The organism is Luteimonas wenzhouensis, assembly GCF_007859305.1.
Taxonomy (GTDB): domain Bacteria; phylum Pseudomonadota; class Gammaproteobacteria; order Xanthomonadales; family Xanthomonadaceae; genus Luteimonas; species Luteimonas wenzhouensis.
Genome location: NZ_VOHE01000003.1, coordinates 322,991 through 336,132 on the forward strand (window position 1 = coordinate 322,991; position 13,142 = coordinate 336,132).

A 13,142-nucleotide genomic window follows, 5' to 3' on the forward strand; every position below is an offset into this window, starting at 1 on the left:
CGGGCGCATGCGCCCGGACGACCATATCTTCAGGAAGAACGAAAGGGGTAACTCCATATGTCCGGATCCACTGGCAAGCGCGTGCTCACGCTCGCGCTCACGGCGGTCGCGATGGTCGCGGCCGCGTCACCGGCGCTGGCCCAGCGCCAGAGCGCACAGGAGCGACGCCAGCAGCAGGTGGCGCAGATCCCGACCTGCGCCCAGCCACTGGGCACGATTTCGGTGATCGAACCCGAGGACGGCGTGCACTGGTGGACCGGCCAGCAGCTGCCGGCGCCGTCGCGGCTGATCAAGGTGTTCGTCAACAAGTCGCGCTGCTTCACCCTGGTCGACCGCGGCGCCGGCTTGGACGCGGCCATGCGCGAGCGCGAGCTGGGGTCCGCCGGCGAGTTGCGCAACCGCTCCAACATCGGCCGCGGCCAGATCCGCGCGGCCGACTACGTGATGGTGCCCGACCTGATCGGCGCCAACTCCAATGCCGGGGGCAACGCCGTGGGCGGCCTGCTGGGCGGCCTGATCGGCGGTCGCGCCGGGGCCCTGGTCGGGGGCCTGAACTTCAAGAGCAAGACCGCCGACGTGGTGCTGACCGTCACCGACGTGCGCTCCTCCGAGCAGGTCGCGATGGCCGAGGGCCACGCCAAGAAGACCGACATCGGCTGGGGCGCGGGCGGCGGCCTGTTCGGCAGCAGCGGCCTGGGCGCCGCGGGCGTCGGCGGCTACGCCAACACCGAGCTCGGCCAGGTGATCACCCTGGCCTACCTGCAGGCCTATACCGACCTTGTCGCCCAGCTGGGCGGGCTGCCGGACAACGCCTCGGCGGCCAACGCCCACCAGGCGGTCACCGTCACCAAGCCCGCACGCCTGTTCACCGGCCCCGACGGCAAGGGCGTGGTGCGTTCGCTGGACGTGGGCATGATGCTGTACCCCACCGGCGAGAAGCAGGGGATGATGTGGGAGGTCGAGGACGAACTGGGCAACAAGGGCTGGGTGTCCTCGACCCTGCTCGAACTCTCGCGCTGAGCCGGGCCGTCCCGGCCGCGTGACGCAGGGGCCGCCTCCGGGCGGCCCTTCGCGTCCTGGCCGTGGCGGGTTGGGACCGGGCGATCCGGCCCCATAATCGAACGATGGAAATCAGGTCCGACAACCCCGAGCACGGCTTCCAGTTCCCGGGGGTCTTCGAAATCGCGGCCATCGGCAATGCCGGGCTGGAGGCCGCCGTGCCGCGGCTGCTGACCGAGGCCGGGCTGGTGGTGGTCGAAGGGTCGCTCAGCGTGCGTACCGCCCGCGGCGGGCGCTACGTCTCGGTCAAGCTGCACTTCCACGCCGAGGACCGCGGCCGCTACGAGGCCGCGCACCACGCGCTGCGCGCCCACCCGGACGTGAAATGGACGCTGTGAGCCGGCCGGCGCCGATGCGCGGCCGGGCGGGGCGCGGCGATGGCTGAACCCGTCGCCGGCCGGCCCGCGCCGCAGGCCCCCGCGCCGGACGCCGGGGCGCCCGTGGCCGCACCCCGGGCCTGCCTGGTCCGCGACCTCGGCCGCCAGCCCTACGAGCCGGTCTGGCGCGCCATGCAGCGCTTCACCGATGCGCGCGACGGGGCGTCGCTCGACGAGCTGTGGCTGGTCGAGCACGAGCCGGTCTTCACCCTGGGCCAGGCCGGCCGGTCCGAGCACGTGCTCATGCCGGGCGACATCCCGGTGCTGCACGTCGACCGCGGCGGCCAGGTGACCTACCACGGGCCGGGCCAGATCGTGGCCTATCCGCTGCTGGACCTGCGGCGGATGCGCTTGGGCGTGCGCGAGTACGTGCACCGGATCGAGCAGGCGGTGATCGACACCCTGCTGGAGTGGAACATCGTTGGCGTGCGCCGCGAGGGCGCCCCGGGCGTGTACGTGGCCGGGGCCAAGGTCGCCGCGCTCGGGATCCGGGTGCGCCAGGGCCGCAGCTTCCACGGCCTGGCGTTCAACATCGCCATGGACCTGGAGCCGTTCGCCCGCATCAACCCCTGCGGCTACGCCGGGCTGCAGGTGACCTCGATGCTAGACTTGGGCGGTCCGTCCGGCATGGACGCGGTCAAGCCCGTGCTGCTGGACGAGCTGGCACGGCAGTTCGGACTGGCGCTGGAGCATGCGCCGCCGCCGGACCTCGCCGACCCCCGACCGACCCCGTCGCGAGCCCCCTGAGCGCCATGTCCCAGTCCCCGTCCCGCCCGATCCCGCTGCAGATGGTGCCGGCCGACGCGCCGGCGTCGCTGGAGACCGGGGCCAAGCAGCTGGGCGGCGACAAGATCGCCCGCTCGCCAGTGGAGTTCGTCGACGCGCCGGTGCTGCGCAAGCCGTCCTGGATCCGGGTGCGGATCCCGTCCAACGGCGCGGTCGCCGCGCTCAAGGCCAAGCTGCGCAAGAACCGGCTGGTGACGGTGTGCGAGGAGGCCAGCTGCCCCAACATCCACGAGTGCTTCGGCCACGGCACCGCCACCTTCATGATCCTGGGCGAGGTGTGCACCCGCCGCTGCAGCTTCTGCGACGTGGCCCACGGCCGGCCGAAGCCGCCGGATCCCTCCGAGCCGGCGAACCTGGCCGACACCATCGCCGACATGCGCCTGAAGTACGTGGTCATCACCTCGGTGGACCGCGACGACCTGCGCGACGGCGGCGCCCAGCACTTCGTCGACTGCATCCGCGCGGTGCGGGCGAAGTCGCCGGGCATCCGGATCGAGATCCTGACCCCGGACTTCCGCGGCCGCGGCCGCATGGAGCGCGCGCTGGAGATCCTGGCCACGGCGCCGCCGGACGTGTTCAACCACAACGTCGAGACCGTACCCGACCTGTACCGCAACGTGCGCCCGGGCGCGGACTACCAGTGGTCGCTGACCTTGCTGAAGAAGTTCAAGGCCCAGCATCCGGACGTGCCGACCAAGTCCGGGATCATGCTCGGCCTGGGCGAGACCATGGAGCAGGTCCAGGGCACCCTGCGCGACCTGCGCGCCCACGACGTGGACATGGTCACCATCGGCCAGTACCTGCAGCCCTCGCCGCACCACCACCCGGTGCTGCGCTACTGGACCCCCGAGGAGTTCAAGGCGCTGGAGGACTACGGCATGTCGCTGGGCTTCAGCCACGTCGCCTCCGGCCCGCTGGTGCGCTCGTCCTACCACGCCGACCGCCAGGCGATGGAGGCCGGGCTGGACGCGGCCGCCTCCTGACCGTCCGCGGGGCGCGTCCGCCGCCGCCCGGCGACCGGCCCGGGCCATCCGGGCAGCTCCGTCCCGCGGCCGCGTTGCACGGGGGGCAACGGGACGTGCCATCATCGTTCACATCCCCGCAAGCCGCGGCCGATAGAGTGGGGCAGGCCCCCGCAACTTTGTGCACTGGCGCGGGGTCCAACGGGGGCGCCAACGTGGACGGGCGCCCACAGCCTTCCTCCCAGGACCGTTTCCGATGAAATTCACCCGCCTCGTCGCCGTGCCCCTAATTGCCCTGGTGCTGAGCGTGCCGCTGGGGATGATGGCGCGCGCCGAGGGCGACGCGCTGCCGGGCGCGCCCACCCCCGAGCAGATCACCACCGCCAAGCTGGTCTACGGGCTGCTGTCCGACAGCCGCTACGCCTACCGGCCGCGGCCGCTCGACGACACCATGTCGGCCGAGATCTTCGACCACTACCTCGAGGCGCTGGACCGCAACAAGCTGTTCTTCACCGCCGCCGACATCGCCCGCTTTGAGGCCCACAAGCCGCAGATGGGCGAGAACGTGCGCAGCGGCAGGCTCGAGCCGGCCTACGCCATCTTCGCCGTGTACAAGCAGCGCGTGGCCGAGCGCGTGGCCTACGCGCGCGAGCTGCTCGGGAAGGACATCTTCGATTTCACCGGCGACGACCGCTGGGAGTACGACCGCGAGGACGCGCCCTGGGCCGCCGACCGCGCCGAGCTCGACGCGCTGTGGCGACAGTCGGTGCGCAACGACTGGCTGCGACTGAAGCTGGCCGGCAAGAAGCCCGACGAGATCCGCAAGACCCTTGGCCGCCGCTACCTGAACCTCGGCAACAACGTGGCCGCGCTCAACCAGGAGGACGCGTTCCAGTCGTTCCTCAACGCGTACACGTCGACGGTCGATCCGCATACCGACTACATGAACCCGCGTACGGCCAAGCTGTTCACGCAGAACATGTCGCTGTCGCTGGAGGGCATCGGCGCACAGCTGCAGAAGCAGGACGACGTGGTGGTGATCCGCGAGCTGATCGCGGGCGGCCCGGCGGCGCTGAGCGGCAAGTTCAAGCCCGGCGACCGCATCGTCGGCGTCGGCCAGGGCAGCAGCGGGCCGATGGAGGACGTGGTCGGCTGGCGGCTGGACGACGTGGTCGAGAAGATCAAGGGCCCGAAGGGCACCCAGGTGCGCCTGGACGTGGTCCCCGGCGAGGCCACCCTCGACAGCGAACCGGTGCGGGTGGTGCTCACCCGCGCGCGGATCAAGCTCGAGGAGCAGGCGGCCAAGTCCGAGATCATCTCGCTGCCGGCCCCGGCCGGCGGCGGCGCCGACAAGCGCATCGGCGTGATCAAGCTGCCGGCCTTCTACCAGGACTTCGAGGGCCGGCGCAGCCGCAACGGCGAGTACACCTCGGCCACGCGCGACGTGGCCCGCCTGCTCGAGCAGTTCCGTACCGACGGCGTGGACGGCGTGGTGCTGGACCTGCGCAACAACGGTGGCGGCTCGCTCAACGAGGCGATCGAGCTCACCGGCCTGTTCATCGACAAGGGCCCGGTGGTGCAGGTGCGCGAGTCGGGCGGCCGCGTGAGCGTGGAGAGCGACCGCAACCCGGGCGTGGCCTGGGACGGCCCGCTGGCGGTCCTGATCAACCGCGGTTCGGCCTCGGCCTCGGAGATCTTCGCCGGCGCGATCCAGGACTACGGCCGCGGCCTGGTGATCGGCGAGACATCGTTCGGCAAGGGCACGGTGCAGAACATCGTCCCGCTCGACCGCTGGCCGGCGAAGGAAGGCGACCGCTTCGGCCACGTCAAGCTGACCATCGCCCAGTTCTTCCTGCCGGGCGGCAGCAGTACCCAGAACCGCGGCGTGGTGCCCGACATCGCCTTCCCGGTGACCGTGGACGCCAGCGAGTTCGGCGAGAGCACCTACGACAACGCGCTGGAATGGCGCCAGATCGCGGCCGTGCCGCACGAGCGCTACGGCGACTTCGCGCCGCTGTTGCCGCGACTGCAGGCGCGGCACGCCGAGCGGGTCAAGCAGGACCCGGAATTCCAGTGGTGGGTCGAGGACGTGGCGGAGTTCCGCGCCGAGCGCGAGAAGAAGTATGTCTCGCTCAACGAGGCCGAGCGCCGCGCCGAGCGCGATCGCGACGCGGCCAAGCGCAAGCAGCGCCAGGAGGAGCGCAAGCGCCTGGGCCTGGCGCTCGACCCGCTGGCCGATACCACCGACGACGGGCTGCAGGCCGGCGAGCGCAACGTGGCCGAGGACGCGGCGCGCGAGAAGGCCGCGGAGAAGCGGCCCGACCCGCTGCTGCGCGAGTCGGCGGCGATCCTGGCCGACGCGATCCACCTGCTCGACAGCGATCGCAAGCTCTCGGCGCAGGTGTTGCCCCGGTCGACCGCGCCGGGGATCTGGGCGCAGTAGCCGGGCGGCGGCCGGCCCCCGTGGAGCCCGCCACCCGGGCTCCCCGCCGGCGCCAGCCGGGCGTCAGGCCGGCCGGCGCGCCTGTTCGGCGTGGCGCTCGATCGCGTAGACCAGGATGCGCTTGGCCTCCTCGGCCGAGCCCCAGCCTTCGAGCTTGACCCACTTGCCCTTCTCCAGGTCCTTGTAGTGCTCGAAGAAGTGGCCGATGCGCTCGAGCCAGTGGGCGCTCACCTGGTCGATGTTCTCGACGTGGGCATAGCCTTGGAACACCTTGGCCACGGGGACCGCGAGCAGCTTCTCGTCGCTGCCGGCCTCGTCGGTCATCTTCAGCACGCCCACCGGACGACAGCGGATCACCGAGCCGGGGACCAGGGGCAGCGGCAGGACCACCAGCACGTCGGCCGGGTCGCCGTCGCCGCACAGGGTATTGGGCACGTAGCCGTAGTTGCAGGGGTAGCGCATCGGCGTGGACAGGACGCGGTCGACGAAGATCGCGCCGCTTTCCTTGTCCACTTCGTACTTGACCGGCTCGGCGTCCTTGGGAATCTCGATGATGACGTTGATCTCGTCGGGGGGATTCTTGCCGGTGGAGACGTGGTCCAGACCCATGCGTTGCAGCTCCGGAGGGGGGGCGGGGCGGAAGCCCGCGGAACAGGAGCGGCATTCTACGCGACTGATGCTGCATTGCGGAAAAACGGGGTGCGCGGCGGGACGGGGGCTCGGGCGCCGATCCCCGTTTGGCCTCGGCCTTGGGGATGGGAGCGTCGGGTCCGTCCGCCGGGCCCAGGCTGGGACGCAGCGGGCCCGCGGGCGGTGGATGGGGCCTCGCGGATGCCGGGGGCTCTCGACTGGTCCCGGGCGGACGCCGGGTGATCGCCGCGGTTGCCCGGGTCTCCGCCAAGGCGGAGGCCTCCCGGGTGAGGTTCGGGGCGAAGGCCTGCAGGCCGCCCCAGGCACACCGGCGTTCGGACGCGGTGGATCGCCCTGCACGGTTCGCCGGGCATCGCACAGGCCAGGGGCGGTCGCCTTCCAGGGCACTGGCGCCTGGCGCGACCCGTTTCCGGCGCCGCGGAAAAAGAAGCCCCGGCCAGGCCGGGGCTTCAGGGACCGCGGTCTGGCCCGGCTTACAGCAGCGGCACCAGCAGCAGGGCGACGATGTTGATGATCTTGATCAGCGGGTTGATGGCGGGGCCGGCGGTGTCCTTGTAGGGATCGCCGACGGTGTCGCCGGTGACCGAGGCCTTGTGCGCCTCGGAGCCCTTGCCGCCGAAGTTGCCGTCTTCGATGTACTTCTTGGCGTTGTCCCAGGCGCCGCCGCCGGTGGTCATGGAGATCGCCACGAACAGGCCAGTGACGATCGTGCCGATCAGCAGGCCGCCCAGCGCCTCGGGGCCCAGCAGCAGGCCGACCACGATCGGCACCACCACCGGCAGCAGCGAGGGCACGATCATCTCCCTGATCGCCGAGCGGGTGAGCATGTCTACCGCGCGGTCGTACTGCGGCTTGCCGGTACCGTCGAGGATGCCCTTGATCTCGCGGAACTGGCGGCGCACTTCCTCGACCACGCTGCCCGCGGCGCGGCCCACGGCCTCCATCGCCATCGCGCCGAACAGGTACGGGATCAGGCCGCCGATCAGCAGGCCGATGATCACGCGGTGGTCGGAGAGGTCGAACGCGAACTCGACGCCCGGCTTCGCCGCCTCGAGGTTGTGGGTGTAGTCGGCGAACAGCACCAGCGCCGCCAGCGCCGCCGAACCGATCGCGTAGCCCTTGGTCACGGCCTTGGTGGTGTTGCCGACCGCGTCGAGCGGGTCGGTGACGTCGCGCACCTCCGGCGGCAGCTCGGCCATCTCGGCGATGCCGCCGGCGTTGTCGGTGATCGGGCCGTAGGCGTCGAGCGCCACGATCATGCCCGCCATCGACAGCATCGCGGTGGCCGCGATGGCGATGCCGTACAGCCCGCCCAGGGCGAAGCAGCCCCAGATCGCCAGGCACACCGCCACCACCGGCAGCGCGGTCGACTTCATCGACACGCCCAGGCCGGCGATGATGTTGGTGCCGTGGCCGGTGGTGGACGCCTGCGCCACGTGCCGGACCGGGCCGTACTGGGTGCCGGTGTAGTACTCGGTGATCCACACGATCGCGCCGGTCAGCGCCAGGCCGATCAGCGCGCACCAGTACATGTTCATCGCGCCGTGGCTGTTTCCGGCCATCAGTTCCCGGGTGATCGGGTAGTAGGCGATCGCCGCCAGCACGCCGGACACGATCACGCCCTTGTACAGAGCCCCCATGATCGAGCCGCCCGGCTTCACCTTGACGAAGAACGCGCCGATGATCGAGGCGATGATCGAGGCCCCGCCCAGCACCAGCGGGTAGAGCACGCCGTTGCTGCCCACTTCGGACACCATCAGGTAGCCCAGCAGCATGGTGGCGATCACGGTGACCGCGTAGGTCTCGAACAGGTCGGCGGCCATGCCGGCGCAGTCGCCGACGTTGTCGCCCACGTTGTCGGCGATCACCGCCGGGTTGCGCGGGTCGTCCTCGGGGATGCCGGCCTCGACCTTGCCCACCAGGTCGGCGCCCACGTCCGCGCCCTTGGTGAAGATGCCGCCGCCCAGGCGCGCGAAGATCGAGATCAGCGAGGAGCCGAAGGCCACCCCGACCAGCGCGTGCAGCACCTCGGCGGTGGGCAGCTTCAGGGCGAGGTTGAGCACGGCCCAGTAGCCGGCGACGCCCAGCAGGCCCAGGCCCACCACCAGCATGCCGGTGATCGCGCCGCCGCGGAAGGCGACGTCCATCGCCGGACCCATGCCCTGGCGCGCGGCCTCGGCGGTGCGCACGTTCGCGCGCACCGAGACGTTCATCCCGATGTAGCCGGCCGCGCCCGAGAGCACCGCGCCGAGCAGGAAGCCGATTGCCGTGTACCAGTCGAGGAACAGTCCCACCAGCACGAACAGCACCACGCCCGCGATCGCGATCGTCAGGTACTGGCGGTTGAGGTAGGCGCGCGCACCCTCCTGGATCGCGCCCGCGATCTGCTGCATGCGTTCGTTGCCTGCAGGCTGCCGGTTGATCCAGCCTGCCGAGATGATGCCGTAAGCGATGGCCACCGCCGCGCACACGAGCGCCAGCGTCAATCCGTACTGCTCGAGCATGTATCCTCCCCGGGACAACCCGACCAAAAGTGCCACGACTATGGCACAGCCGGGCAGGTCCACCAATCGGGTCGGGGAGCGGGGCGGGGCGCGCCCGCGCGTTGTGCGGTGCGGCATGCGCCGGCACGGGCCGGCGTCGGAGGCCGGCCCCGGCGCCAGCGCGCGGGGCCGGTCCGGGAGCCGCGGGGTCAGGCCGCGGCGAACGCCTCGCGGGTGAGGTTGAGCGGGTCGCCCCCGGTGCAGACCACGTTGTCCTCGATCCGGATCCCGCCGTACGGGCGCAGCGCCTCGACCCGGTCCCAGTCGACCGCGCCGGCTTGCGGCGACGCACGCAGTTCCTCGAGCAGCATGTCGATGAAGTAGATGCCCGGCTCGATGGTCACCACGAATCCGGGCTCCAGCACGCGGGTCAGGCGCAGGTAGGGATGCCCGTCGGGCCTGGGGATCGTGCCGCCGCGGTCGGAGGCGGCGAAGCCGCCGACGTCGTGCACCTGCAGGCCCAGCCCGTGGCCGATGCCGTGCGGGAAGAACGCGCGGCTCACCCCGGTGGCCACGGCCTCCTCGGGTGACACCTTCACCAGGCCGGCCTCGCGCAGCACGCCGGCCAGGGCCAGGTGCGCGTCCAGGTGCAGCTGCCGGTAGTCGGTGCCGGCACGCACCTGGTCGCACATCCGCTGCTGGGCGGCGTCCACCGCGTCGATCAGGGCCTGGAACTCGCCCGGTTCCTGGGCGTGGGTGCGGGTGATGTCGCAGGCGTAGCCGGCGTGGCTGGCGCCGGCGTCGAGCAGGAAGCTGCGCACCGGCCTGGGCGGCAGGCGGTCGAACTCGGTGTAGTGGAGCACCGCCGCGTGCTCGTTGAGGGCGACGATGTTCGCGTACGGGAGCTCGTCGGTGTCCTGGCCGGCGGCCTGGCAGTAGGCCAGGTGGATGCCGAACTCGCTGGCGCCGGCGCGGAAGGCGCGTTCGGCCGAGCGGTGCGCGCGCACGCCGCGGCGGGTGGCCTCGCGCAGCATCTCGATCTCGTAGGGCGTCTTGTAGGCGCGGTGGTAGTCCAGGTAGTCGAGCACCGGGCCCGGATTGTTCGGACGGAACGCGCCGTAGCGGCCGAGCGCGCTCTGCGGCTCGCCCAGGATCGCGCAGCGCCCGGCGTTGCGCGGCAGGTGCTTGAGCGCCTCGTCTGGCCTGCGGATCACGACGATGTCGAAGTGCTCCACCCACTCACCCTCGGGCGCCTGTGGCACCACGTGCCAGTAGTCGCGCGGCTGCAGGTAGACCAGCCGCGGGCGCTGCCCGGGGGTGACCACCAGCCAGCAGCCCGGGTGCCGGGTCAGCGGCAGCCAGTGCTTGAACTGGGGGTTGGCCGCGTAGGGATACTCGCGGTCGTCGAACACCTGCACGTGGGGGGTGCCGCTGGGCACCACGAGGTGGTCGAAGCCGCCGCGCTCGAGTGCGGTCGCGGCGCGCTCGTGCAGGGTGGCGAGGTGGTCGGCGTACAGGGAACTGGCGGTGGACATCGTAAGGACGACCGGTGGGGCGGGGTCCGCATTCTGACCCAATGCGCGCCTGGCTGCAGGCCCGCCGGGCGCTATTCGTAGTGGCTGCCGGGCGCTTCGATCCAGGCCCGCAGGCGCCGCGCCTGGGTTTCGGAGACCGCGATGAACCGGAACCCGGCCCAGACCTGGTCCGGGGCGCTGGCACGGTCGCGCCACAGCAGGTGCGCGCCCACGTCCACCGGCTGGGCCGCGGTCCCGTCGGGCAGGGCGAAGCGCAGCTGGTAGAGCGCGTCGTCGGCCAGCGCCTCGCTGGCGATCAGCAGCATGCCGGTTTCGGAGAGGTTGCCAATCCGGCCGATCACCCGCTCGGTCATCGCGTCGGTGACCAGGATGGTGTCGGAGGCCTTGCGCCGCTTGGCCCGACGGAACTCGTGCATCATGCCGTCACCCCTTCCGTCCCGGCGTCCTTCTCGCCGAGGCCGGCGAAGCTGCGCAGGGCGTGCATCGCCGCCTGCCAGGCGCGGTCCACCAGGCGGGCCTGGCCGGCGGTGACGATCCGCGCCTGGCCCGCGGCCAGCATCCGCGCCACGCTGTCGAGCGACTGCTCGCCCACGCGCTGGCCGCGCTGGTTGACGAACAGGGCGCGGTCGGTGATCGGGCTGAACCACGACAGGCGCCGGCGCACCACGTCGCCCTGCTGGTTGGTGACGAACTCGATCCAGGTGCCGAACGGCATCACCTTGAGCTGCTCGTAGCGCGCCTGCTCCTCCGGCGTGCGCGGTGGCAGCTGCGGCTTCTTGCGCTCGGCGTCCTCGCCCAGGCGGGTGCGCGCCTTGAGCTTCATCGCCAGCTCGGTGCGCGAGGCGGGCTCGTCCTCGTCCTCGTCGGCGCGACTGCTGGTGAGCCGCTGGGCGATGACGCTGGCTTCCTCGCCGTGGTAGCCGACCTGGGCCAGCGAAGCCTCGATGTGCTGCACCAGCCCCGGGTCGCTCGGCGCGTCGTCGCGGCTGCAGGCGTCGATGATCCGGCGGGTGGCGTCGAGCTGGCGCTCCCAGGCCTCCGACTCCTCGCCCTGGCGCAGCAGGGTCAGGGTCAGCACGTCGGCCCAGGCCTGGTTGAGCAGGGCGCGGGTGAAGCGCGGCAGTCGCCGGTCGCCAACCAGGCCGGCCATCACCTCGGCCGTGCGCAGCTTGGCGATCTCCAGCTTCTCCTTGCCGCGCGCGGCCTCGGCGTGGCGCTTCTCGAGCAGTTCGGCCTTGCGCACCTGGGCCTGCAGGTGGGTCTGCAGCTGTTCGTTGGAGGCGGTGAACACCTCCAGGTCGCCGTGGTACTTCTCGATGACGTGGTTGACCGCCGCCTGCAGCGGCTGCAGGAACTGCGGGTCGAAGTCGGCGTCGTCGAGCCACTTGGCGGCGCTTTCGGCCACCGTGTTGAGCAGCTGCCGCGCGGGGTGGCGGCTGCGAACGAAGAACGCGCTGTCGCGCAGGGCGACCCGCAGCAGCGGCACCTGCAGGCGCTTGACCAGCGAGGCGGCCGGCGCGTCGGCGCGGATCTCCTCCTCGAGGTTGCCGAACAGCATCCCGAGCAGCTCGAAGGTGTCGTTGTCGCGCGGCGAGAGCTCGGCGTGCACCCCGCGGCGCTGGCGCGCCTGCGCCAGCAGGGTCTGCTTCACGTCGGCCAGGGTCTGCAGGGTGCCACCGGCGGTCATCGACTGCCCCTGCAGGTGGCCCAGCGCCGAGAACACCTCCTCGGTGGCGATCGGCGCACCGCCTGCGGACTTGCGGCCGGGACGCAGCTTGCCGAGCAGTTCGCGGCGACTGTTGAGCAGCTGCTGCAGCTGCTGGGAGGCAAGCTGCTCGTCTTCGTCCAGCTCCTCGATCGGTTCGCCCATCCAGCCGGTGTGCGGCCGCTGCGGATCGCCGGCGCGGTAGCCGCCGCGGCCGGGGGCGGGCGTGGCCGGCGCCCGGTCCGCCGGGGCGGCGTCGCGGGCCGGGGGCGTGGCGGCGGCCGGGCGCGCCTCGCCGGTCCGTTCGCGCGGCTGCGGCGACGGCCGGATGCGCACTGGCACGTAGGTCAGGCCCGACAGGATGCCCTCGCGGTCGAGCAGCTCGTCCAGCCGGTCCAGCACCCGCCAGAAACCCTGCATCACGTGGCGATCGAAGATCCGGTAAAGCAGCAGCCGCGAATCGTGCTCGATGTCCAGCGCATGGGCCGCGGCCCGCATCGCCCGGCACAGCGCCTGCGGGCCCAGCGGCAGGCGCTCGGTGTCGAAGGCGGGCGCGCCGGCGAGCACGCCGAAGCGCTGGCCGAGCAGGTGCAGGGCGAGGTTGGCGCGCGCTTCCTGGCGTGCCGCGATCTCGCGCAGCACCGTGTCCTCGTCCATCACCGACTCGTCCACCAGGCTCAGGGTGCCGAAGCCGGCGGTGGCAGGACCGTAGCCGGGGCCGCCAGGCAACGGGGTGGCGTGCGCCGAGCGCGGCGTGCGGATCGCGGCCACCTGTGCTTCGAGTTCGAGGATGAAACGCGGCACCAGGTCGGCGCGGTTGAGCCGGAAGCTGCGCAGCGTCTGCATGTAGCCCGACTCGATGCCCGGGTTGCGCGCCTGGTCGGCGAGCCGGAACAGTTCCTCCTCGAACTCGTCGAGCATCGCGCCCAGGTGCGGCTCGATGTCGTCGGTGACCACGGCCAGCGCCGCCTCGAGCGCCTTGCGGACGCGCGGAGGCAGTCCCGCGGCGGCGAGCGACCTGGGAGCCGCGTGTTCGGCGGGCGGAAGCGTGACGGGCATCAGGGCGGGTTTGGAACGGGTCGCCCAATAGTTACATGCCGCGGGCGCCGCGGCCAATGCCGCGCCCGGGCCGCTCCAGCCG

The 13,142-nt window shown here is 71.8% G+C and carries 10 protein-coding genes; 5 read left to right on the top strand and 5 right to left on the bottom strand.

The features are described 5' to 3' along the window. The first annotated feature begins 57 nt into the window (after positions 1-57). The 5 genes from FQY79_RS07880 (at position 58) to FQY79_RS07900 (ending at position 5,627) form a co-directional block, all read left to right on the top strand. Positions 58-1,020, top strand: a complete 963-nt coding sequence (locus FQY79_RS07880) for a CsgG/HfaB family protein (protein WP_146312359.1) — start codon at positions 58-60, stop codon at positions 1,018-1,020. 104 nt (positions 1,021-1,124) lie between these two features. Beyond that, positions 1,125-1,397: a DUF493 family protein gene (locus FQY79_RS07885; protein WP_146312360.1), complete on the top strand. Its 273-nt coding sequence runs from the start codon at positions 1,125-1,127 to the stop codon at positions 1,395-1,397. Between the two features lie 39 nt (positions 1,398-1,436). Further along, complete coding sequence (gene lipB, locus FQY79_RS07890; RefSeq protein ID WP_146312361.1) at positions 1,437-2,183, top strand: lipoyl(octanoyl) transferase LipB; 747 nt, start codon at positions 1,437-1,439, stop codon at positions 2,181-2,183. A gap of 5 nt (positions 2,184-2,188) precedes the next feature. Next, on the top strand, positions 2,189-3,205 hold the full coding sequence (gene lipA, locus FQY79_RS07895) for a lipoyl synthase (RefSeq protein WP_146312362.1): 1,017 nt from the start codon (positions 2,189-2,191) through the stop codon (positions 3,203-3,205). Positions 3,206-3,440: 235 nt separating this feature from the next. Then, positions 3,441-5,627, top strand: coding sequence for a carboxy terminal-processing peptidase (locus FQY79_RS07900; protein ID WP_146312363.1), 2,187 nt, complete (start codon positions 3,441-3,443; stop codon positions 5,625-5,627). Positions 5,628-5,690: 63 nt separating this feature from the next. Here the strand turns inward: FQY79_RS07900 and ppa are convergent, their stop codons facing one another. The 5 genes from ppa to FQY79_RS07925 form a co-directional block, all read right to left on the bottom strand. Continuing rightward, complete coding sequence (gene ppa, locus FQY79_RS07905; RefSeq protein WP_146312364.1) at positions 5,691-6,236, bottom strand: inorganic diphosphatase; 546 nt, start codon at positions 6,234-6,236, stop codon at positions 5,691-5,693. Between the two features lie 515 nt (positions 6,237-6,751). Continuing rightward, complete coding sequence (locus tag FQY79_RS07910; RefSeq protein WP_146312365.1) at positions 6,752-8,782, bottom strand: sodium-translocating pyrophosphatase; 2,031 nt, start codon at positions 8,780-8,782, stop codon at positions 6,752-6,754. Between the two features lie 188 nt (positions 8,783-8,970). Next, a complete protein-coding gene (gene pepQ, locus FQY79_RS07915; RefSeq protein ID WP_146312366.1) occupies positions 8,971-10,296 on the bottom strand; it encodes a Xaa-Pro dipeptidase in 1,326 nt (441 codons plus the stop codon). Positions 10,297-10,367: 71 nt separating this feature from the next. Further along, on the bottom strand, positions 10,368-10,715 hold the full coding sequence (locus tag FQY79_RS07920) for a PilZ domain-containing protein (RefSeq protein WP_146312367.1): 348 nt from the start codon (positions 10,713-10,715) through the stop codon (positions 10,368-10,370). After that, positions 10,712-13,060 (bottom strand): DUF1631 family protein, encoded by a 2,349-nt coding sequence (locus tag FQY79_RS07925; RefSeq protein ID WP_146312368.1) that lies wholly within the window; start codon positions 13,058-13,060, stop codon positions 10,712-10,714. Before FQY79_RS07925 ends, FQY79_RS07920 begins: the two co-directional genes overlap by 4 nt. Positions 13,061-13,142 lie beyond the last annotated feature (82 nt).